The 22184-nt window shown below is 61.7% G+C and carries 23 protein-coding genes and 1 pseudogene; 16 read left to right on the top strand and 8 right to left on the bottom strand.

What is annotated here, in order from left to right:
• The first annotated feature begins 187 nt into the window (after nucleotides 1-187).
• Together JQ587_RS22015 and JQ587_RS22010 are read left to right on the top strand one after the other, a co-directional pair.
• Nucleotides 188-1111, top strand: a complete 924-nt coding sequence (locus tag JQ587_RS22015) for a DUF2493 domain-containing protein (RefSeq protein WP_212426660.1) — start codon at nucleotides 188-190, stop codon at nucleotides 1109-1111.
• Between the two features lie 139 nt (nucleotides 1112-1250).
• A complete protein-coding gene (locus tag JQ587_RS22010; protein WP_212426659.1) occupies nucleotides 1251-1700 on the top strand; it encodes a hypothetical protein in 450 nt (149 codons plus the stop codon).
• Nucleotides 1701-1703: 3 nt separating this feature from the next.
• On the opposite strand, the pseudogene JQ587_RS22005 reads toward JQ587_RS22010, so the two are convergent.
• Nucleotides 1704-2092, bottom strand: a pseudogene (locus tag JQ587_RS22005) (IS5 family transposase); the annotation flags it as partial.
• A 225-nt stretch (nucleotides 2093-2317) separates the two neighbouring features.
• Here JQ587_RS22005 and JQ587_RS22000 point away from each other — a divergent pair.
• Nucleotides 2318-3202, top strand: a complete 885-nt coding sequence (locus tag JQ587_RS22000; RefSeq protein WP_212426658.1) for a molybdate ABC transporter substrate-binding protein — start codon at nucleotides 2318-2320, stop codon at nucleotides 3200-3202.
• 173 nt (nucleotides 3203-3375) lie between these two features.
• Here the strand turns inward: JQ587_RS22000 and JQ587_RS21995 are convergent, their stop codons facing one another.
• The 6 genes from JQ587_RS21995 to JQ587_RS21970 form a co-directional block, all read right to left on the bottom strand.
• Nucleotides 3376-4542 carry a CaiB/BaiF CoA transferase family protein gene (locus tag JQ587_RS21995; RefSeq protein ID WP_212426657.1) on the bottom strand — a complete coding sequence of 389 codons (1167 nt, stop codon included), beginning with the start codon at nucleotides 4540-4542 and terminating at the stop codon, nucleotides 3376-3378.
• A gap of 63 nt (nucleotides 4543-4605) precedes the next feature.
• Complete coding sequence (gene pcaF / locus JQ587_RS21990; RefSeq protein ID WP_212426656.1) at nucleotides 4606-5808, bottom strand: 3-oxoadipyl-CoA thiolase; 1203 nt, start codon at nucleotides 5806-5808, stop codon at nucleotides 4606-4608.
• Nucleotides 5809-5828: 20 nt separating this feature from the next.
• Nucleotides 5829-7214, bottom strand: a complete 1386-nt coding sequence (locus JQ587_RS21985) for a 3-hydroxyacyl-CoA dehydrogenase (protein ID WP_212426655.1) — start codon at nucleotides 7212-7214, stop codon at nucleotides 5829-5831.
• Nucleotides 7201-7953: a substrate-binding domain-containing protein gene (locus tag JQ587_RS21980; RefSeq protein ID WP_212426654.1), complete on the bottom strand. Its 753-nt coding sequence runs from the start codon at nucleotides 7951-7953 to the stop codon at nucleotides 7201-7203. Before JQ587_RS21980 ends, JQ587_RS21985 begins: the two co-directional genes overlap by 14 nt.
• A gap of 20 nt (nucleotides 7954-7973) precedes the next feature.
• Nucleotides 7974-9461, bottom strand: a complete 1488-nt coding sequence (locus tag JQ587_RS21975) for an SLC13 family permease (protein WP_212426653.1) — start codon at nucleotides 9459-9461, stop codon at nucleotides 7974-7976.
• Nucleotides 9462-9519: 58 nt separating this feature from the next.
• Nucleotides 9520-10311 (bottom strand): enoyl-CoA hydratase/isomerase family protein, encoded by a 792-nt coding sequence (locus tag JQ587_RS21970; protein WP_212426652.1) that lies wholly within the window; start codon nucleotides 10309-10311, stop codon nucleotides 9520-9522.
• Nucleotides 10312-10626: 315 nt separating this feature from the next.
• Between JQ587_RS21970 and JQ587_RS21965 the strand changes: the two genes are divergently transcribed.
• Together JQ587_RS21965 and JQ587_RS21960 are read left to right on the top strand one after the other, a co-directional pair.
• On the top strand, nucleotides 10627-11391 hold the full coding sequence (locus tag JQ587_RS21965) for an IclR family transcriptional regulator (protein WP_212426651.1): 765 nt from the start codon (nucleotides 10627-10629) through the stop codon (nucleotides 11389-11391).
• A 719-nt stretch (nucleotides 11392-12110) separates the two neighbouring features.
• Entirely contained in the window at nucleotides 12111-12431 is a 321-nt protein-coding gene (locus tag JQ587_RS21960) for a DUF736 domain-containing protein (RefSeq protein ID WP_006018714.1), read from the top strand.
• A 102-nt stretch (nucleotides 12432-12533) separates the two neighbouring features.
• Here the strand turns inward: JQ587_RS21960 and JQ587_RS21955 are convergent, their stop codons facing one another.
• A complete protein-coding gene (locus tag JQ587_RS21955; RefSeq protein WP_104462270.1) occupies nucleotides 12534-12782 on the bottom strand; it encodes a helix-turn-helix domain-containing protein in 249 nt (82 codons plus the stop codon).
• Nucleotides 12783-12928: 146 nt separating this feature from the next.
• Between JQ587_RS21955 and JQ587_RS21950 the strand changes: the two genes are divergently transcribed.
• From JQ587_RS21950 to JQ587_RS21900, 11 genes are all read left to right on the top strand, one after another.
• Complete coding sequence (locus JQ587_RS21950) at nucleotides 12929-13201, top strand: DUF2285 domain-containing protein (protein ID WP_212426650.1); 273 nt, start codon at nucleotides 12929-12931, stop codon at nucleotides 13199-13201.
• Nucleotides 13202-13366: 165 nt separating this feature from the next.
• Nucleotides 13367-13561: a transcriptional regulator domain-containing protein gene (locus JQ587_RS21945; RefSeq protein WP_212426649.1), complete on the top strand. Its 195-nt coding sequence runs from the start codon at nucleotides 13367-13369 to the stop codon at nucleotides 13559-13561.
• Between the two features lie 67 nt (nucleotides 13562-13628).
• Nucleotides 13629-14138, top strand: coding sequence for a DUF2285 domain-containing protein (locus JQ587_RS21940; RefSeq protein WP_349629525.1), 510 nt, complete (start codon nucleotides 13629-13631; stop codon nucleotides 14136-14138).
• 132 nt (nucleotides 14139-14270) lie between these two features.
• Nucleotides 14271-14552 (top strand): helix-turn-helix transcriptional regulator, encoded by a 282-nt coding sequence (locus JQ587_RS21935; RefSeq protein WP_212426648.1) that lies wholly within the window; start codon nucleotides 14271-14273, stop codon nucleotides 14550-14552.
• 22 nt (nucleotides 14553-14574) lie between these two features.
• Nucleotides 14575-15456, top strand: coding sequence for a replication initiator protein A (locus JQ587_RS21930; RefSeq protein WP_212426679.1), 882 nt, complete (start codon nucleotides 14575-14577; stop codon nucleotides 15454-15456).
• Between the two features lie 289 nt (nucleotides 15457-15745).
• Entirely contained in the window at nucleotides 15746-16210 is a 465-nt protein-coding gene (locus JQ587_RS21925; protein WP_212426647.1) for a DUF2840 domain-containing protein, read from the top strand.
• Nucleotides 16207-16719 carry a S26 family signal peptidase gene (locus tag JQ587_RS21920; RefSeq protein ID WP_212426646.1) on the top strand — a complete coding sequence of 171 codons (513 nt, stop codon included), beginning with the start codon at nucleotides 16207-16209 and terminating at the stop codon, nucleotides 16717-16719. Before JQ587_RS21925 ends, JQ587_RS21920 begins: the two co-directional genes overlap by 4 nt.
• Nucleotides 16720-16721: 2 nt before the next feature.
• Complete coding sequence (locus JQ587_RS21915) at nucleotides 16722-17552, top strand: lytic transglycosylase domain-containing protein (protein WP_212426645.1); 831 nt, start codon at nucleotides 16722-16724, stop codon at nucleotides 17550-17552.
• 340 nt (nucleotides 17553-17892) lie between these two features.
• On the top strand, nucleotides 17893-19656 hold the full coding sequence (locus JQ587_RS21910; protein WP_212426644.1) for a relaxase/mobilization nuclease domain-containing protein: 1764 nt from the start codon (nucleotides 17893-17895) through the stop codon (nucleotides 19654-19656).
• A 36-nt stretch (nucleotides 19657-19692) separates the two neighbouring features.
• A complete protein-coding gene (locus tag JQ587_RS21905; RefSeq protein WP_212426643.1) occupies nucleotides 19693-21681 on the top strand; it encodes a conjugal transfer protein TraG in 1989 nt (662 codons plus the stop codon).
• Nucleotides 21682-21687: 6 nt separating this feature from the next.
• Nucleotides 21688-22113 carry a ribbon-helix-helix domain-containing protein gene (locus JQ587_RS21900; RefSeq protein WP_212426642.1) on the top strand — a complete coding sequence of 142 codons (426 nt, stop codon included), beginning with the start codon at nucleotides 21688-21690 and terminating at the stop codon, nucleotides 22111-22113.
• Nucleotides 22114-22184 lie beyond the last annotated feature (71 nt).

Here is a 22184-nt window from a genome sequence, read left to right as displayed (position 1 = left end):
TGAGAAGACATATTAGTCACGTTATCGGCGCGCTTTGCATCGCGAAGCAAAATAGCCGGCCTCCGCCATCCTCCGCTGCGCTTCGGCCCTCCGCTCCGCTCCGGGTTCTGGCCCGTTCCGCCTGCCGTTTGAGTGATCGCCACGAAGGCCGCGATGGTCGCGGCCGATCCGGCAAAGGATCACCTCCATGACCGATCACGATGACATCGAACCGCCGCACGCCGCATCTCCGACCGAACGCGTTCTTACCGAATTGCAGCTCTTCGGTTACCGCCCCTTCGACGACCAGCCCGATCCACGGCCGCTTCCTGAGGGCAAGAACATCGCCGGTGCCGTCGCCGATATCTTTGATGCCCTGGTCGCGACGTTGAGCGACACGCGGCTTGAGCCGGACCTCGACGATCTGCTCTGGTCGACTGTCAACCTGTTCCATCGTGTCGTCGACCGCATCGGTCGCCAACTCGACGACAACGAACAGTCGCAACAGAAGAGTCAGCGCGAGCAGGACGGTTCCGAAGTTCGATCCGTCGAACTCGAACGCATCACGGCGGAAGGCATCACGCTGATCGAGCGGCGCAACTGCCTGGAGCTCTTCCGTGATCAGGCCATCGAGCGCTTTGAGACACACACCGGCTCATTCTGGCGCCCCCGATCAGGATCGCTAGTGAACCACCGTACGCTGACCGCAGCGATGATCGACTCCCGCGACTTCATCGCGGCCAAGCGCCGCGCCGAGACCGAGGTCATGCTGCCCGCTGGGCCGAAGATCGCGCTCACCGGAGGGCTCGACTTCAACGACCATCATCTGATCTGGGATCGCCTCGACAAGGTTCACGCCAAGCATCCCGACATGGTCCTGCTCCACGGCGGCTCACCCAAGGGGGCCGAATTGATCGCCTCCAAATGGGCGACCACCCGCAAGGTGCCCCAGATCGCCTTCAGGCCCGACTGGACGAAACATGCCAAGGCAGCACCTTTCAAGCGCAACGATGCCATACTCGAAATCCTACCGATCGGCGTCATGCACTTCCCGGGCACTGGAATCCAGGACAACCTGGCCGATAAGGCGAAGCGGCTCGGCATCCCGGTCTGGATGTTCGGCGGCGCGTGAGCGCCGTCTGCTCGACTGAAGTCTTTGAGGCGAAATTGCTCACGCCGCAACTCCGCCTCGTTTCGACCCTATGTCCAGGTTGCGCCGTGGTGGTGGTGGAAGGCGCGACTCTCAAATCTATGCACATGGAGCCACCACCATGCTCGCCATTGGGCTTGTTCTCAACGCACTCGGCATCGGCTTGTTCTGCTGGGCGATCTTTGCGCTCGCTGTTTATGCCTTGCCGTTTTTCGTCGCGCTGAGTATCGGGATGACTGCGTTGCAGACCGGCACTGGTGTCGTCGCCGCGCTTCTTATCGGGACGGCCGGCGGCGCGCTGACGCTCGTCCTCGGCCAGATCGCCGTCGCTGTTACTCGGTCCTTGGCCTTGCGCATCGCGATCGCTACGGCATTCGCTGTTCCCGCCGCCGTCGCCGGCTATCATGTAGTGTTCGCCGTGTCCCAGATCGGGGTGCCATCGCTGGCTTGGCGCGAGGTCTTTGCCTGCCTTGGCGCGGTTTGCATTGGCGTCACGTCATGGTCGCGCCTGATGATTTTGGCGGAGACTCGTCTTATCGAGCCGGGCGGGGTGGTGGAGAACCCGTCCTAACTAGTTCTGGGCCTCACCCGGGCTCAGCGCCAGCCTTACCGGCAGACCATTGCCATCGATCACCGCATGGATTTTGCTCGTCAAGCCGCCGCAGGACCTTCCCATCGATTGGTGCCGGTCCTTGTGATGCAGGCTCCATGCTGATGCACGCGGACAATGGAGGTGTCGATCATCTGGACAGCGGCATCATGGGCAGTGGCAAGCGCTTCTATGATACGGCCCCAAACGCCGGCCCGCCACCACCTAATGAAGCGGTTGTAGCAAGTGGTGTATGGGCCAAACGCCGTCGGCAGATCACGCCGGGGTGCTCCTGATCGGAGGACCCAGAAGATGCCATTCAGGACCCGTCTGTCGTTCACCCGAGGAACACCACGCGGCTTGTTCGGCAGCATCGGCTTAATGGCGGTCCATTCATGGACGGCCAGGTCGTAGCGCATGATTCGACCCCCAGCTCGGGAGTTTGAATCACGGCAGCCCGGCCAAACGCAACGCTCTTGGCCCGCTCTTGGAACAGCGCTTACGGAAAGGAGCGGACATCACCAGTCCACCTTCGGAACGGCGGCTTTCGGGGAACCGAGTTTGTTCGGCAGTAGGGCGATGCCATCGACCGGCCACGCGTGACGCAGTTCCACTTAATGGAATTACATAGGTGCACCCGCCTGCGCTCGAATGCACAGTGCCGTCCAAAGGCACTTACGCCGAAAGGGAGGCAAAATATGTTATTGAATCATCTGAGGGGTATTGGGATTTCCGTTTGCGCCGTGGCGGCAGCAATGTCGAGCGCTCATGCTGACGAGGTGAAAGTGCTCACCACCGGCATCCTCAAAGGTTCATTCCCGCAGATCGCCGCCCAGTTCGAAAAATCGACAGGCCACAAGGTCACCATGTCCTGGGGGCCGTCGTCCGGCAATTCGCCGGAGGCCGCGCAGGTGCGTGTCAAAAATGGCGAGCAGATCGACGTGCTGATCATGGTCGACCAGGGAATGGATGAACTGATCGCAGGCGGCTATTTAAAGCCGGTCGAGCGCAAGGATATCGCGGTTTCGCGGATTGGTGTCGCTGTGAAGGCCGGCCATTCCCTGCCCGACATTTCCAATGCGCAAGCGCTGAAGAAAGCATTGCTTGACGCCAAGTCCGTCGGATATTCCGAAGGCGCGAGCGGCTCCTACGTCGCGAATGTGCTGCTCAAGAAGCTCGGCATCGAGGAGCAGGTGAAGCCCAAGGCCAAAGTCATCCTGGGCCGCAAGTTCGTGGGCGAATCCCTTGTGGAAGGCGAGGTTGAACTGGGTCTCCAGCAGATCAGCGAACTCCGGCTGGAAAAGGGCATCACCATCGTCGGACCACTGCCGGAAGACCTTCAGAAGGCGAGCGTGGTGTCGGCAGCCGTGTCGCCAAAGGCGACCAGCATTAGCGCTGCCCGGCAATTTTACGATTTTCTGTCGACGCCGTTCGCCACAACCGCGATCAAGAATAGCGGCGTCGACCTGCCGGCAGCCAAGTAGCGCACGTTCCAGCTGGAAGCGCCTCGACCGAAAGGTCGAAGCGCTTTTCATTCCAGTCTAGCTTAGGAGGACCTGGCCGACCAACTGCACACTCCCAAGGAGAGTAAGCGCGCGCATCGGTCCACACACAATCTCTCGACGGCGACCTTTCTAACGTCGCGTTGAAGGCGCTATCAAGCGATCGCGCCGCTTTCCCTGAGGTCGTCAATCTTTGAGCGGGGGTACCCCAAATCTGACAACACTGCTTCGTTGTGTTCGCCGATCCGCGGAGCGCCCCGCTCGCCAGATGTTGCGAGACCGGGAACGCTGACGACAGGATGCCTGCCCAAGCCATCGAGTTCGTCCCATCCGATCACGCCCAGGGCATTGACCTGCTCGTCCTTCAACAAGTCCTGGTACGTTTTGACAGGGGCATGGAGGACGTCCGCCTCGCTGAGCGCTGCAGTCCATTCGGCCGTCGACTTCTTCTGGATGATCGATGCGAGCAGATCTGACAGTTCGGCATTGTGCTCCAGCCGAGCTGCCGGCGACGCGAACCGTTCATCCGAGAACCACGTGTTTCCGAGCGCCTCGCAAAGGCGTCGAAAATCCGGATCGCGTCGAGCGTTGAGGCTAAGGAAGCCATCGGCCGTCCGAAATGTACCGACCGGAGAACCGGCCGCTTCGCTCGTTGAGCCAGACAGCGCGAACTCCACGATCTTCGCATGCTGGAACGCTAGGGCGCAGTGCAAGAGATTCGTTTCGATCCGACTGCCGACCCCGTACCGCAATTGCTTGTAGAGCGCGCCAGCAATGGACTGAAATAGGTACAGGCCAGCCACAGTATCAACCGCAAGCATGTCGAGCCGACGAGGCACGCCGTCGGAGCCGCGATTGATAGACATCAGGCCGCAGTAGCCTTGCATGACCGTGTCGGTCGCGGGCAACGCCTTGTTCGGACCGACACTGCCAAAGCCTGTAAGAGACGCGTAAATGACCTTCTCGTTATATGCCTTGACGGCTTCATAGCCGAAACCGAGCCGATCGATTACGCCCGGACGATAGTTCTCGATGATGACGTCGGCCTCGGCCGCAAGACGCCTAACGATATCCTCTGCATCTGGCGCTTTCAGGTCGAGAGCGACGCTCCGTTTGCCTCGATTCACAACGACCGAGTTGGCCGAGAAGTCCCCATAGGATCGGCCAAGCTGACGGCTCCAGTCTCCCCCCTTGACGGGCTCGATCTTAGTGACCGTGGCGCCGTGCTGCGCCAGCAGCATGCCGCAATACGGTCCCGCCACGCCTTGCGCGAACTCGAGAACGTTCAGTCCCGAGAAATTGTTGTCTGCCATCTCACTCATCCGATTTTTCCTTCAAATGTGGCGGCCTCAGTTCGGCCGCGCTGAAAATGGTCGCATTCAAGCTCAAGGACGCCGCAGGGAGAGCGCGATCCCTTGCCCAACTCCGATGCACATCGTCGCGCAGGCGCGTTCGCCACCCCGATCCCTGAGGTCCAGCGCCGCGCTCAGCGCCAGACGCGCGCCCGACATTCCCAGCGGATGTCCAAGAGCGATAGCGCCCCCGTTCGGGTTGATGTGCTCGGCTGAATCCGGAAGGCCAAGCAGCCGAAGCGACGCGAGCCCCTGCGCGGCGAACGCCTCGTTAAGCTCGATCAGATCGAAATCTGACGGCTTGATGCCGAGACGCCCAGCGAGCTTTTGCGTCGCAGGTGCTGGCCCGATGCCCATGATGCGGGGCGGCACGCCAGCTGTTGCAAGTCCTTCGACTTCGGCCAGCGGGACTAGCCCGTAGCGCGTGAGGGCCGACTCCGAGGCAAGCAACAACACGGCGGCGCCGTCGTTCACGCCTGACGCGTTGCCGGCGGTCACTGAGCCGCCCTTGCGGAACGGGGTCGGCAGGGCCGCGAGCTTCTCCAGTGTCGTCTCGCGCGGATGCTCGTCCTTCTCGACTATCACTGCGGGACCCTTGCGCTGCGGAACAGATATCGGGGTAATCTCGCGTGCGAGCCGCCCGTTCTTCTGAGCCGCGGCCGCGCGGGATTGCGAGAGCAGAGCGAACCGGTCTTGGTCCTCGCGGCTGACCTGAAACTCCTGTGCGACGTTCTCGGCCGTTTCCGGCATGGAATCGACGCCGTATTGGGCCTTCATCAGCGGATTGACGAAACGCCAACCGATCGTCGTGTCCTGCAACTCGGCCGACCGTTGGAACGCGCCTTCCGCCTTGCCCATGACGAGAGGCGCTCGCGTCATGCTCTCCACGCCGCCGGCGAGCACAAGATCGGTTTCGCCGGCCTTGATGGCTCTCGCGGCCGTACCGACGGCGTCGAGGCCGGAGCCGCACAAACGGTTGATGGTGGTGCCGGGCACGTCCACCGGTAGCCCCGCAAGCAGCGCTGCCATCCTGGCAACGTTTCGATTATCCTCGCCCGCCTGGTTGGCGCAACCGAAGATCACTTCATCGATTGAGGCCGCAGGCAGGTCGGGGTGGCGCGCGACCAACGCACGAATGACATGGGAGCCCATGTCGTCCGGCCGCAGAGATGCGAGCGCGCCGCCGTAGCGGCCAATGGGTGTGCGAATGCCGTCGACAATGTAGGCCTTGCTCATGGTGTTCATCCTCGCGCGAGTTAATGGGTTTCGGTGTTGAGGCTGGAGAAGCTGCGCCTCTCCGTTTCCAGCTGGATAAGAAGCGGCGCGACCTCGAAACCGAGCCCGTCGCGAGACGCACTTTCTTGCGCTATCGCGCGCACGCGCGAGAGGCCGATGGAATCGGCATAGTGCATGGGTCCGCCGCGCGATGCGGGGAAGCCGTAACCGTTGACCAGCACGAGATCGATGTCGGACGGCCGTGCCGCGATGCCTTCGGCCAAGATTTTGGCTCCCTCGTTGATCATGGCGGTCACAATCCGGTCCTGGATGTCGCTGGAATAGAAGGATCGTTGAGGCCGTCCAGTGCTGACCGCGTGCTCACGCACGATCCGCTCGATCTCTGGATCGATCTCGCGCCTGCCGTTCTTGTAACTGTACCAGCCCAGGCTCGCCTTCTGGCCTAACCGCCCTGCCTCACAGAGGCGGTCAACGAGCGGAACATCCCGGCCCGCGAGTTGACCGGAAGCTGCGAGTCTCTTGCGGCGGGCCCACGCGATGTCGAGACCTGCAAGATCCTGAACGGCGAATGGGCCCATGGCCATGCCAAAGGATTGCATGGCCTCATCGACCTGCCATGGCAGCGCCCCTTCCTCCAGCATGAATTCGCATTGCGCCCGGAATCTCGCCAGAATGCGATTGCCGATGAAGCCGTCGCATACGCCGGACACGACCGCGATCTTCTTCAGCTTGCTGCCAATCGCAAAGGCGGTCGCCAGCGCTTCTGCGCTTGTGCGCCGACCCCGAACGATCTCCAACAGCTTCATGACATTTGCCGGTGAAAAGAAATGCAGCCCGATGAATCGACTCGGGTTCGGAACGGCGTCCGCCATGGCCTCGATGTCGAGATAGGACGTGTTGGTCGCTATGATTTTGTCCAGCGGCAGCGCGGTCGTCAGACGGCCTAGTAGATCAAGCTTGACGGCCATATCTTCGAACACCGCCTCGATCACGAGGTCGCACGAGGCGAGATTTACGAGGTCCGTCGTGGTGGACAATCGCGACAGCCGTTCGCCGCGCGTCGCTTCATCAATCCGGCCAGAACGCAAGTAGCGCCCATACAGGCCCGCGATGCGCTCTCGGCCAGCCGACAGTGCAGCCTCGTTCATTTCCAGCACGGTGACTGCGTAGCCGCCGTCGAGAAACGCAACCGCGATTCCGGCGCCCATGGTGCCGGCCCCGATCACCCCAATGCGTCGGACATCTCGAGGCGCCACATCCGCCAGCTCGGGCAGATCGGAGGCTTCGCGCTCCGCGCTGGCGAGATAGCCGAGCGCATCAGATCGGTCTGCCAAATCTTTATCGTTCATGATGAAGAACCCCTCAAAGTTAGCCAAGGTCGAGATCTTCGGCTCAGCGAGGATCAAGCCCGTGTTCTCTCAGGACTGGCGCGGCATTCGCTCCAGCCAGGTAGGCGACAAGTTCGTGCGCCGCTTGCGGCGAACGGGTCGTGGAAAGAAATCCCGCAGAGAAGATCGTCACAGACTGAACGTCTTCGGGAAGCGGGCCGAGATAGTCGATCCCCTTTATCGTCAGAAGTTCGCTGACCTGCGTGAAGCCAATGTCGCCCATACCTGCCGCGATCGCCTCGCCGACTGACAGACCGGGCGCGAGCTGCAACAGCTTCGGCCGGATGTCGTCTGCAACACCCATCCGCGCGAACAGGGCGAGCATGTGGTTGCTGCTCGGGCCGGAGGAGATGACGAGCCTGTTTGCAGCGAGCAGAGTGCGCTTCAGACCGTCGATATTCGCCAAGTCAGGCCGAGAGGCGCCGGGCCGGCCAGCCACTCCGATCTTCGAGGCCGCGAGATCCACGCGCTCGGACACCGCTCCAAGCTTTCTCAACTCATTCACGCGGACGTCTGGAATGACGACAACGTCGAGAGCCTCGCCGGCCGTGGCGCGTCTCACAATATCGACCGTGCCGCCCCATTCGGCTTTGACCCGATGGCCGCTCGCCTTCTCGAACTGCGGGATGAGCTCAAAGTAAGGCTCGCGCACGGCGTTTGAGGCCAGGAGCCGTATCTCGTCGGCGGAGGCGCGCGAAGCGCCTCCACCCGCAAGAAGCGCAAGCGCGAGGACGTGTGCGACGAATTCGCGTGACATCAGCTGTGCGTTCCTCATTTTCACAGTCCGACCAGCGGCCAATAGGTAAACATCCAGAGCACGATAAGCACGTACATGAGGATCGCGAGCGGAATTCCGAGCTTTATCATGTCCCGCGTCGTGAAGCCTCCGGCGCCGTAGGCAATCATCGCCGGCGCGGAGGTGACAGGAATGATCGCCTGGCACTGCGCAATCAGCGAGACACCGAGCACGATGCCTACGATCGGAACCGCCGGGTTGTGAAGCGCGACGAGGAACCCAAGGATGGCCGGCGTAATGGCGGTCAGGCACGACGTGATGCTCGTGAAGCAGAATCGCACGAAGAACACGACGACGAAGATCATGATGGCAAGCATCGTGACCGACAGCGCGCCCATTCCGGAGTCGACGAACGCGACCTTCGACAGCCATGCGGCGCCTCCGGTTTTCGTGAACATTTCCGCCATCGAAATGCCTGCGCCAAACAGCAGGATCGAATTCCAGTCGACCCGCTTGTAGAGGTCGTTGCAGGCGATGACGCCAATGTTGGGCATGACGAGCAACAGCACGCAGAGGACGGAGATGGCCGAAGCCTCGACGTGGTGGAGTTTGTCGGTCGCCCAAAGAATGATGGTCATCGCCATGATGACCGAGGCCTTCTTCTCTGACGCTGTCATCGGCCCCATTTCCGCAAGCCTGGAATTGATGTAGTCCGCTCCCCCGGGAAGTTCGGCAAACTCGAACTTGAACAAACGGGTGACGAGGAAGTACAGCCCGATTGAGAAGACGATCGTGTAGGGCAACAGATAGACAAGCCAGTCTACATAGGTGACCCGCATCTGACCGGCGCCGCTGAGAAAGTTGACGATGACCGGATTAGGCGCGGCTCCGGTCAGAACGCCGACGCCTGTCACCGATGGCAGAATCCCCGCGAGCAGAAGCATCGCTTTCCCAATATGGCTGTCGCGTTTCACTCCGAAGGCTTCGATCAGGCCGATGACGATCGGAACGAGCGTCGCCGCGCGTGCGATGACAGACGGAATAATGAACGTTAGCGCGAAGGCGGTGACGATGATGCCGGCCATGATCGCCGGGGTCTTCGTTCCGACCAGCTTGAGGATCAGATAGGCCACGCGCTTTTCGAGGCTCGTGCTCGTGATCGCTGCCGCCATGGCGAGGCCGGCGGCCACGAAGAGCCACCCGCTGTTAGAAAACCCGCTGAGCGCAAGCGGGATCGCCTTACCGGTTCCAAGGACCTCGCCGGTGACTCCGCTTGTAGGAGAAAACCCGAGCGAAACGATCAGGAGAAAGATCAGCGCAATGGCGCTCACGCCGTACGGGATTGCCTCGGTGATCCACATGAACACGATGAAGGCCATAACTGCGAGAACACGTTGGCCGACCAGTGAGAGCCCCACTGGGGCCGGCGCTAAAGCGATGGCCGCCATCATGGCAAGGCCCAACAGCACAAGCAGATAATTTCTGACGCTTCCCGATCTCGTCGGTGGGGCATGCGCTACCGAGGACATGTGTTACCTCCCGAATGGATTTTTGTCGTACGCCACACTGCGCGGGCGCGGTCCTCAATCATTCCTTCGACACGGACTGGGCGAGGAACGTGGCGACAGACTCGCGATGTTCGGAGCTCGTGTAGCAGATGGCCTGCGCCTGGCTGCCGAGTTCGAAAATTTGATGCGCCGAATGTTCGAAGGTCTCGTTGATGATCTTTTTGCCGAGCGCCAGTGCGGTGGAAGAGCCTTGCGAGAGTTCGGCAGCCCAAGCCTGCGCCGCGGAGACGAGATCGACGCCAGCGACCTTGCGGTCCATGATCCCAAAGGAAAGTGCTTCGTCTGCCTCTATCATTCGCCCGGAGAAGATTAGTTCTTTCGCCTTCGAGAGACCGGTGCGGCGCGGCAGGAAATAAAGTCCGCCGCCATCCGGGATCAGGCCGCGCTTGATGTAGGACCAGGTAAACTTAGCGCGCTCGGACCCGATGACGAAGTCGCAGGCCAGCGCAGTATCCGCGCCGAGGCCGGCGGCCGCGCCGTTCACCGCAGCGATGGTCGGCTTCGGCAGCCCGAGCAGCAAAGATTGCACGCGATGCACACCCTGCTGACGCGCCCAGCCGTTGAATGCGACCTCGCCCTGCGGCGCCTCAAGCCGGCGCTTCATGCCGCTGATATCGCCGCCCGCACAAAAGGCGCTGCCGCGACCGGTCAGGACCAACGCCTTGATCGCCTTTTCGCACGCGACCGTTTCGAGAGCGGTCAGGAATTCCGCGCGCATCTCATCGCTCATGGCGTTACGGCGATCCGGACGATTAAAGGCGACAGTGGCAATGCCGGCGTCTACGGAAAATTCGATTAGCTGGTAGGTCATGTGGTGGTCCTTTGCTAAAAGATTTGCGGAACAGCCGATCCTGGGATCGGAAAGGCAAGCCTTCGGCGTCCGGCCAAACGAAAGCTGGCCCGGTCGGACGTATTGGCATTTGAAAAAGGATTGTGCTCAACAGCCGCTTGCCGCTTTTTAGCGCAGCGGCAAGCGCTCGTTCAGTCCGTTGGGCGGCACGTCGTCTCTCCCCGGCCGAGCGTCGCGCTCGCTTCATTCTCATTCTTACCGCTCCTATAAAGGATTGCGCCGGCACTACACATCCCCTAAATTCCACTAAGTGGAACTGCCGGATCGGTAACGGAAATGAAAATCTACGCCGGGGGGGTCGACGGCAATCGCTCGCTGGAGCGGGGCATCGAAATCCTGCGCGCGTTTCGTCCCGGCATCGATACGCTTGGCAACAGCGAGATCGCCGAGCGGACTGGACTGGCGCGCTCGACCGTCAGCCGTCTGACCCGAACGCTCGTTAACACGGGAATGCTCGACGAAGCTCCCGACACGAAGGGCTACCGCCTCGCCGCCTCCGTCATCGGCCTCGGCCACGCCATGCGAAGCGGCTCGCCTGTGCTGAACACGATCGGCCCATTGATGCGTGCGGAATCGTTCAAGCGGAAGCTGAATGTCGGTCTGGCGACCGCCGACCGGACGATGATGGTCTACCTCGAATCTGTTCGCTACAGCCCTCGCGCAACGCTCCGCAACATCGTCGCCGGCCAGCAAATTCCAATGGAATTGACTTCGCTCGGCCGGGCTTATCTCGCGGGGCTAGGGAAGCCGGAAAGGACTGCGCTGATCACGCAGTTCAAGCGCCGCACGGCGGCAGCGACACGCGCCCTACTGGACGAAGTTTCCGCGTCGATCGCCACGGTCGAACGCCAAGGATATTGCTCGGTCTCCTGGCAACGAGGCGTTCTCGCCGTCGCCGCGCCGCTGGTAGTCGATGGACTACCAGTCTATGCGCTCAACATGAGCCTGCAGGATGTAGAGCCATCCGACGCACTCGCGGCCGAGTTGGGTGCATATCTCCTCGCGTTCGCGTCGAAATGCAAGGCCGCGCTCTCTATGTGATCGTCGTAGATCCGCTTTATGGCCGGAGGGCGAGGACGGCTTATGGTCCATCGCGACATATTGCGCTGCCGCCCGAAGTCGGTCGCTCTAGGGGCAAAGCAGACATTGCTTTGGTCGCATCAGGCCGCCGGGTTTATGGGTACACGGCCTTACGGCCGCATGCCCCGAGGAATGACCGTTTCCTGCGTTCATCGTCGAACTGGTGCGCGTATATCAGCGCGGTGAACGGGGATGGTCGAAACCTGAGCACGTGCGAGGCGGTCCTCTTCGGAACTCCTCGATCAAGCTGCCGGCATTCGCTCTGGCCCACGCAGCCGCGGCAGAGCGGTCACCTCGATCCGTTCTTGGGAGACGATGCCGCCCTTTGCAGGAGATTGTTTCTCTTTCTGCGCCGAATCGTTCCGACCTCTTGTTCAGCAAAACCGAGATAAGCCACCTCGGTCTCCCGAGATTGCGGTTCAGCACGCGGACGCACGTGGCCTCGTTGATGGCTTGATCTGGCCGAAGACCGGCTTCGCCTCGATCGTCTGAGCCGCAACGCCGTTGATACGACTTTTTTCCCCTGGGCTTCGCCCATTCCTCGCGAGGCAAAAAAGTCGCCACAACGACGTCCTCCGCTGCGCTCCGGCCCAAGCGGGTGCGTCGCCGATCGTCTCCGGCCCTAGATCGCCATCGAGGCCGCGGTGGTCGCGGGCTCGAAACACAACAGGAGAAGTGACATGGCTAACATCGGTTCTTTCAAGAAGGTCGGCAACGAATTCCAGGGCGAGATCGTGACCCTGAGCCTGAAGGCCAAGGGCGTCCGCATCGTCGCCGAGACCAACCGATCCAATGACAACGCTCCCAGCCACCGCATCTATGTGGGCCGGGCGGAGATCGGCGCGGCCTGGTCGAAGCGTTCCGAAGAGGGCCGCGACTACCTCTCGCTCAAGCTCGATGATCCCTCGTTCAACGCGCCGATCTACGCGAACCTGTTCGACGACGAAGGGGGTGAGGGCTACACCCTGCTCTGGTCGCGGCCGCGCAAGACCGGCGAGTAAGGGCGCCCCACCAAGCCCCGTCCGGTCCGCCGGGCGGGGCTTCTCATCCTTCCAGGCATCAGTGCGCGCAAACGGCCGCCGGATCGAGCGGCTCGACATCAATCACTCGGCCTGCCCCCGAGTCTTTTTCTTGGCGCTTGCGGGCGGCCGAGTGAGCAGGTCGGCGGCCTCGACACCCAGGCTGCGCGCGAGCCGATCGACAACGTCGATACCCGCCGCATAAACGCTTCGCTCGAGTGCGCTGATATAAGTGCGGTCAATTTCAGCACGATGAGCCAATTCCTCCTGTGACAAACCACGGGCCTGCCGGAGCTTCCGCAAATTGATTGCAAGTATTTCGCGTATATCCATACGCGAGAGGGCATGTCCTTGAAGAGTATTTCACCACGGAGTATTCTCTACAAAACGCCCTCCGGACGGCTCCCGCGACAGCTTTAACGCTTCTGCTCCTTCCGGCCCGCGTGTTAGAAATTGTCTAATCTAAGGCGTGGAGTCTTATGAGGAAGCCGCCGCTCGACCCAGACGTCGCCGATGCTGCGCCTGCAGATCAAATTCTCACTGCCTACGATGAGCGGCATGTGGTGACCTACATGCGCCTTCTGCAGGCGGAAAGCGACGGGGCTGACTGGATGGAAGTTGCTCGAATCGTGCTGCATATCGATCCGGTGCGGGAGCCGGACCGTGCGCGGAGCGCATATCAGAGTCATCTTACCCGCGCCAAATGGGTGACCGAGCAGGGGCGCCTCTTGCGCGGCACCGGCTCGAAATAGAACAAAACCACCGGCTGGTCTCTTGCAGGCAGAATTGTTTGCTTCTTCTAGTGGGTGGTCATTCCGGTGCACCACGTGGTGCCAAACTAGGGTCTTCCTACAACCGCCTCGTTCATACCTATTGCGGCGCAATCGTTGTTGGCAGCGTGCAAAGGGGCGGAAGCAATGCCTGAATTCGACTGGCGGTCGCCGGATTCCTACAAGAGCCTACAAGACGCGGACGTCACCGACATCGCCTGGGAATGTCTCCGCCGCAATGCCGACTATCGGCGTGAGTACGAGGTGATGATTGCCAAAAGTCCGAACGGCGAAGTGACTGCCGAATTCAGGAGGAAGTGGGGCATCTGCTTTCGCCCATGACCCGCAGAGGTCGTTCGACGAGCAGACGATCTTTTGGGCGCCGGAGGTTCTAGCGACGGTCGTCCCGGTGACGGTTGCCCCGACGGCCGACCTCGTGTCGGCGTCTCAGCCACTGCTTGACCTTACAACTGGCCAGGTGCGCCGCGCCGTCGACGGCTGGCATGCCGTGCTTCGCATCGGTGCGGTAGATCACCGTGTTTGGTCTAAAGACGCGCCAGTGCCCGGCGCGCCATATGCGGCCGATCTGCCGTTTGACGACGATTTCGACGCACGTGTGTATGCAGCCCGCCGGCTTTGGCGCGCGATGAATGGACGAGTGCCAGGTCCGGCATTTCACACACTATCTAAACAGCGGCGCGAACGTCTGAGCGCCGCGATCCGCGCGCTCGATGCGCATAGCGCCGGCGGAAGTTATCGCGTAATCGCCGAAGCGCTGTTCGGCAAAAAACGCATTCCCGATCGCGCTTGGAAGACGCATGATCTACGCAATCGAACAATTCGCTTGGTGCAAGGCGGCCGCGCGTTGATGCGCGGTGGTTACGGCAAACTCCTCCGGCCCGGGCGCAAGGACGAGTAGCGCAGTCCCCAGGGGTGCCGAAAATCGTACCCCCAACATTCGGCATCCCCCTCCGAGATCGTGCTCCTCCATGATGACCGCACACACGCCGGCCTAGCCGCGCGTAGTGCGCTGTCCTCCTGGAGTTCTCAAATGTCCGATCCGATGGCCGGTCTTCCCCCGCGATTTCTGCGTACACCTGAGGCCGCGCGTTACCTTGGCCTGTCCGGTCGCACGCTCGAGAAGCACCGCACGTACGGTACTGGACCGACGTATCGGAAGATTGGCGGACGTGTTGTCTACGCCGTCGATGAGCTGAAAGCGTGGGCCGATCGCGGCGCCAAGACGTCGACATCCGATCCCGGAAAGGGGACCGTGCTGCCCGCCAAGAAGCATCCGGCCCTGCGTCCCTACGCAGGTCAGGAACGTCGCTGATAGCCGCGTGAGAGCAGTGACTATGCGGCGCAAACACCATTCCGAGCGCGATCAGCTTGAGCTCTTCCGGGCGCTACCCGGCGATCTTGCGCCCCGCGATGCGCAGGATCTGATGGCATATCCGTTCTTTTCGCTGGCAAAGACCAAGCGAATTGTGCCGATCGATTTCCGTGCGGGTGCGATCGCAATTCGGGTCGAAGCCGTGCCGGAACACGGCATGGCGACCATCTGGGATGCGGACGTTCTGATCTGGGCAGCGTCCCAGATTGTCGAAGCGCGTGACGCGGGTTTGAAAACGTCGCGCTTGATGGCTGCAACGCCGTACGAGATTCTGACGTTTGTCGGCCGTGGCACCAGCGCGCGCGACTATGACCGGCTGAAGGCTGGTCTCGACAGACTTCAGTCAACGACAGTGATGACGTCGATCCGCCAACCCACAGAACGGCGGCGGCATCGCTTCTCCTGGATCAACGAGTGGAAGGAGACGGCCGATGCAAACGGTCGTCCATTTGGACTCGAATTGATCCTGCCTGATTGGTTCTATGCCGGCGTCATCGACGACGCGCTCGTGCTGACGATCGATCGCGCTTATTTCGAGCTGACGGGCGGACTTGAACGATGGCTCTACCGGCTCGTGCGCAAGCACGGTGGACGCCAGGACGGCGGCTGGAGCTTTGACCTTGTGCACCTCCATGCCAAGTCCGGCATCCTCTCCCCGCTCAAGCACTTTGCTTACGACATACGCCAGATCGTTCAGCGCCAGACATTGCCCGGCTATCAGCTCGCGCTGACGCGCGATCCGAACGGTACCGAGCGGCTGAACTTCGCCCCTCAGCCTGTTCATCCCTTAACGGCACGCCTGCGCCGGCGCGGTCTCGTTCCAAATTCGGAGGACAACCTGTGAATCAACTCGTGCTATCGGGGACCGCAACCCTCGTGCTTTCGGGGACCCGATCCTCGTGCTATCGGGGACCGGAATCGAGCTTAAGAGCTTGCTTCTGCGAGCTTTCCAGCCGCTCTAACTTTACTAACCAGAAATCCTTCGGATTTCTTCTAACGGACCAGACGACCAGCCGCATTGAAGGTGACTTGCAGCGGGGGGCCGTCAATCCTGCTCGCCGGCAGAAGCCGTGCCAGTCTTTCACCGGCCCCAACGCTCACCGCACTCCGTTCCAGCATCAGGGAGCGGCGGCGTGAGCGATCTTACCGAAGTAGAAGTGCTGTGGCTTGAGAAACGCATCGAAAACCGCATTCGGTTCGGTCGTATCGTCAAGGAACGGAAGCTTGATCGCCATCGGCGCGTCCTGTCATTTGCGCCCGGCAGCGTCTTTGCTTTCGTCCGCTGGACCTCCAACGACTTTGGCACGATCATTTCGCGGATCGACATCTTGCGCGCGGTCGCACCGGGACAGCGCTGCTCGACCGTCCCTTATGTGACACCCGGCGGGGAGATTTTGCTGCGCCTGTCGGGCTGGCCGAAGGTTGAGCGTGTGCTGCAGATGGTCGATGCCGTCGAGGCACTTGGCATCGATCCAGCTGATGTCGCGCCTGATCATTGGCATCACGTTCATAACCGCCTGTCCGTTAACGAAAGCCCGCGCCCGTATACGAAAGCGCGCCATCAAGCCTGGCTTCATCGCCAAAAGGTGATGCGATGACGGGCCGCCTAACGATGCTGGTCGAGACGATTGGGGTGGCTGCTGCGCTCATCGCGACGATCGTCCTGGAGCCGCTTCCGCTTTACATCTGGAACGCATCCGCCAGCGTGCCGATCGGTCTTTACCGCCTCCGACCGGCGGACCAATTCCAAGTCACTGAATTGGTCGCCGTGCAGCCGCCAGAGCCGCTCGCGACCTTCCTCGACCTCAACGGCTATTTGCCCACTGGCGTCCCGATGCTGAAACGCGTGCTCGCCCTTCCAGGGCAGAGTGTTTGCAGAACCGGCCTCACGATTTCGGTCGACGACGTCGCAGTGGGCGAGGCGAAGGATCACGACAGTCGAGGCAGGCCGCTGCCGAAATGGCAGGGCTGCCGCGTCGTCGGCGACGGCGAGCTGTTCCTGATGAATTGGCAGTCGGACGACTCTCTTGATGGCCGGTATTTTGGATTTCTTCCGGCATCTAGCGTGATCGGCCGTGCGATGCCGGTGTGGACCTGGGAGGAGTGATTGTGCGTATTCGACGCGTTCTCCCCGCCATTCCCTTGTTCGATCGTTTGCGGGGACATTCCTCTGTCTCGATCGATGTCTGCAAGGCTGGCGCGAGGCCGACCGCGTGCTCGGGTCGGTTGGGCACGCGCATTTGTGCTGTCGTGCCCCTGATGCTTCTTCTGACCGCGTTCGACAGTGCTGCTTTGGCCCAGAGCGGATCAGCCGCGCAGCCGGCGATCAGTCAGACCGCTCACTCATTTGTCGGCTTCATCAATGAAGCCTCACAACGCTTTGCGATCGCTCCGAACTGGATCCGATCAGTTCTAAGCATCGAGAGTGATGGTGACGTGCACGCCAGATCGCCAAAAGGCGCAATGGGGCTAATGCAAATCATGCCGGCGACTTGGGCGGAACTTCGCGAGCGCTACAATCTCGGGAACGACCCCTACGACCCGCACGACAATATTCTGGCCGGCACGGCCTATCTGCGTGAACTGCTCGATCGGTATGGTTCGCCTGGCGTCTTTGCTGCGTACAACGCGGGACCATCTCGGTATGAAGAGCATCTCGCAGGTGGCTCTTTGCCAGACGAGACGCGAGCATACGTCGCAAAGCTTGCAAATCTGCTTGCCATCGAACTGCCGCCGAGGTGGACGTCCACCGGACAGTCACCAGCAGCTGCGACGCCATTCGTTATGCGGTCCGATCTCATGAAAACGCGCGATCGGTTGCCGGCGCTCGTGCCATTGAGCGGCGCCACGACTGCAATCTCGGCGCCTGATGTTTCGCCCATGGTCCCCCGGCCCATTGGTGTGTTCGTCCCTCGATCGGGTGCGGGAGTATTGCAATGACCAAGTGTGCGGGTTCGCAAGCTGATGGCGTATGGGCGATGCCTTCGGCCCGCGCTCTACTCGTCGCTTCGCTCCTCACCGAGCCACCCTACGGGTGTCTCGGCCCTTCGGGTAACGATCACTATCGCAAGCGCTCGCAAACAGTCGGGGGCGGCCGGGGGACCACGACGGCAGGACGGCGAGATAAAAGGGGCTCGCCGGTCGAACCGCAAGCCATTGGCATGGCTTGGGTTCTGGCGTGCCGGTCGGTCGGGGCGCGTGCCGCGCCTTGCATTTTGCGTAATGCAATCAAAGACGTTTTCGGCACTGTGCGTGCTTTTGATCGTTTGGAGGCCCGGCCGTGAGCGTGGGCGACAGCGATCTGCGTGTTCGGCCTGGGCGCATTCGCAGCACCCGCGCGCCGAAGCAGAAAAGCTTCGTCAATCAGGTCCTGCGTGCCGCGAAGAAAGCAGGGCACACCTCGGGTCAGGCTATGGCCGGCAGACGCTCGGCGGCCTGTGGGCGCTCGACGTTTGGCCGCGGGCGCCTCGCCTTTAGCCGCGCTAGATTGTTCAGCCCGACCCGGCGCGTCGTGGTGAAGGCGCGCGTGGTTCGTCACAAAGGGCGAGCCTTCCGCTCGGCGCCACTGACCGCCCATCTCTCATATCTGAAGCGCGACGGCGTGACCCGAAGTGGTGAGCGGGCCGAGATGTTCGATGATGGTAGCGACCGCGCAGATAGCGCGGCTTTCGCAGCACGGTGCAAGGACGACCGGCATCATTTCCGGTTTATCGTCTCGCCAGAGGATGCCGGGGACATGACCGACCTTAAGGGCTTCACCCGCGATCTCGCCAGGCAGATGGAGACCGATCTCGGCACGCGGCTCGACTGGGTGGCTGTCGATCATTGGAATACCGACAACCCTCACGTCCACCTTCTTGTCCGCGGGATAGATGAGGAAGGGGCGGATCTCGTGATCTCCCGCGACTACATCAGCCAGGGCCTGCGCGCGCGCGCCGAGGAACTGGTCGCCGTCGAACTGGGCCCAAAACCGGAGCACGAGATCAGCAATTCGCTGGAGCGGGAAGTAACAGCGGAACGATGGACGCGGCTCGATCGGGAGATCCGGCTGGCGGCAGACGAAACCGGCTCTATCGATCTTCGCCCGGAGAATTCCGGCAGCTCCGATCCCGAGATCCGGCGCCTCATGGTCGGTCGTCTTCAACACCTGGAGAAGATGGGCCTTGCTGCCTCCGTCGGACTAGGGGAATGGATGGTTGGGCTCGAGGCCGAGCGCAGCTTGCGTGACCTTGGCATGCGCGGCGATATTATCAAGGCCATGCACCGCGCCTTTACCGAGCGCGGCGAAACGCGCGGCGTTGCCGACTTCCTCATTGAAGGCGGCCAACCGACGTCTCAGATTATCGGACGGCTGGTCGATCGCGGCTTGCATGACGAATTGACTGGCGAGGCCTACGCTCTGATCGACGGAACGGACGGGCGCGCGCATCACGTGCGCTTCCGCGGGCTCGAGGCCTTCGACGAGGCACCGGCGATCGGCGGAATCGTCGAAGTCCGACGCTTCGGGCAAGCCGGCGATCCGCTGCCGACCTTGGTTCTCGCGACACGCTCCGATCTCGATCTTGGTAGCCAGATCACGGCACGAGGGGCAACCTGGCTCGACCATCGGCTGGTCGAACGCGACCCCATGCCGCTCGCCATGGGCGGATTCGGCCGTGAGACCCGCGACGCCATGGAAGCCCGTACCGAGCATTTGATCCAGGAAGGCCTAGCGCGGCGGCAGGGCCAGCGGATCGTCCTGCAGCGCGACCTCCTGAACACGCTGCGCCGGCGTGAACTGGACGAGGTGGCCACAAAGGTCTCGACTGGGACCGGCTTGCCTTATGTGAAGCCTGGCTCCGGGGAGCACGTGGCGGGCACGTATCGCCAGCGGCTGACGCTCACCTCGGGACGCTTCGCCATGATCGACAACGGGCTCGGCTTCCAGCTCGTGCCCTGGTCGCGCGAACTCGAAAAGAGGCTCGGCCAGCACGTCACCGGCGTCGTGAAGGACGGCGGTGGCATCGAGTGGGGCTTTGGTCGCAAGCGCGACCTGGGCCTCTAGCAATCTCTCCAACTCAGTTGCGGAAGGGCGTTCGAGATGTCAGGAACCAAGATCCTGTGGGGACAGGTGATTGTCGTCGGCGTGATTGTATTGCTGGCCATTTGGGGAGCAACCGAGTGGACGGCTTGGCGGCTCGCCTATCAACCGGAGCTTGGACGGCCCTGGTTCGAACTGTTGGGCTTCAAGATCTATTTCCCGCCAGTTTTCTTCTGGTGGTGGTTCGTCTACGACGCCTATGCGCCTCACGTCTTTGTCGAGGGTGCCTTCATCGCGGCGTCGGGGACCTTCGTTTCGATCGCGGTGGCGATCGGCATGTCGGTCTGGCGGGCGCGTGAAGCCAAGAACGTTGAGACCTATGGTTCGGCGCGCTGGGCTGGCGCGGAAGAGGTTCGAGCGGCCGGACTTCTCGGCTCGGATGGTGTGGTGCTGGGCAAGCTCGATCGCGACTACCTCCGCCATGACGGGCCGGAGCACGTCTTGTGTTTTGCGCCAACGCGGTCCGGCAAGGGCGTTGGCCTCGTAGTTCCTTCGTTGCTGGCCTGGCCGGGCTCTGCCATCGTGCACGACATCAAGGGAGAGAACTGGCAGCTGACCGCGGGCTTTCGCTCGCGGCATGGCCGCGTCCTGTTGTTCGACCCGACCAACCCAAAGTCCTCAGCCTACAATCCGCTGCTCGAGGTCCGGCGCGGGGAATGGGAGATTCGTGACGTCCAGAACGTCGCCGACGTCCTGGTCGACCCCGAAGGCTCACTCGACAAGCGGAATCATTGGGAGAAGACCAGTCATTCGCTTCTCGTTGGGGCTATTCTCCACGTCCTCTATGCCGAGGTGGACAAGACGCTGGCCGGCGTCGCGGCCTTTCTGTCCGACCCGAAGCGGCCGATCGAGGCGACGCTGAAGGCGATGATGACCACGCCGCACCTTGGCGAGCAGGGCGCCCATCCCGTTGTCGCCTCGACCGCGCGCGAACTCCTCAACAAATCCGAGAATGAACGCTCCGGCGTCCTGTCCACAGCGATGTCATTCCTTGGGCTCTACCGCGATCCCGTCGTGGCCCAGGTGACCTGTCGCTGCGACTGGCGGATTGCCGATTTGATCGCGGATAGCCTACCTACGACGCTTTACCTCGTGGTGCCACCGTCGGATATTTCTCGGACCAAGCCGCTGATCCGTCTGGTGCTGAACCAGATCGGTCGGCGCCTGACCGAGGATTTGCACGCCCGCGACCGCCGACATCGAGTCCTGATGATGCTCGACGAGTTTCCGGCGCTGGGCCGGCTTGATTTTTTCGAGTCCGCGCTTGCCTTCATGGCGGGGTACGGCATCAAGAGTTTTCTGATCGCGCAGTCGCTCAATCAGATCGAGAAGGCCTACGGGCCCAACAACGCGATTCTCGACAATTGCCACGTCCGCGTCAGCTTCGCGACCAATGACGAGCGGACGGCCAAACGTGTGTCCGACGCCTTGGGTACTGCGACCGAGATGCGGGCCATGAAGAACTATGCCGGCCACAGGTTGAACCCCTGGCTGGGGCATCTGATGGTGTCGCGTCAGGAGACGGCAAGACCGCTGCTGACCCCGGGCGAGGTCATGCAGCTTCCGCCGAGAGACGAGATCGTCATGGTAGCGGGCACGCCGCCGATCCGAGCCAAAAAGGTCCGCTATTACGAGGATCGGCGGTTCACCGAGCGCGTTCTGCCTCCGCCTGACCCAGCTGCGGCGGGCCGATCGTCGCGAACGGACGGATGGTCAGCCCTCATACCGTTGAAGCTGACGGCAGATCCAACTGACAAAGCTGCGGAGGACGAGGAAGACACCGCGAACAGCGGCCTCCGCCGTGAGCCCGAACTTCCGGATCACGTCGCGATCGCCAAGGAGACGACCGAGCCGACGCCGGCTGAGGAATTTGCCGCCGTTCTTGATGATGACGAGGACGCGGTCCGCCAGTCGCGGCTCATACGCCAACGGATGCGCGGTGTCGCCCGTCAAGTCGCCCTGGACCCGAACGACGGGATGGAGCTCTGAGGCAATATGCGCGACCGGATGAACGTCTATTTCCCGCCGGAGTTGCTGAAACAGATTTCGGAGCTCGCCGATCGCAAAAAGCTTTCCCGATCGGCGATCGTAGAAGCGGCAGTCGCTTCGTTTCTGTCACCGGATGGAGCGGACAGGCGGGAAGCAGCGTTCACCCGTCGCCTGGATCGGCTGTCGCGTCAGATGCATAGGCTCGAGCGTGACGTTGGTTTAACAGCCGAGACATTGGCTCTCTTCATTCGCTTCTGGCTAACGATCACGCCACCGCTCCCCAACGACGCGCAGGCGGCCGCACAGGCGAAAGGTCGGGAGCGCTTCGAAGGGTTTGTCGAGGCGCTTGGACGTCGGTTGCAAAAGGGGCAGAGCTTTCTCCGCGAGATTCCAGAAGATATCCGCCGTCAGGAGCCGGCTGAAGAAACCTGATTGAACGATGTAGAGAGACCATTTCGCCGGTCCCTTCTTTTTCTTCGCTAGCCTACGCCCCCAGCGATTCA

This window comes from Bradyrhizobium manausense, from assembly GCF_018130615.1.
GTDB lineage: Bacteria > Pseudomonadota > Alphaproteobacteria > Rhizobiales > Xanthobacteraceae > Bradyrhizobium > Bradyrhizobium manausense_A.
This window is presented reverse-complemented; position numbering and strand designations above follow the sequence as displayed.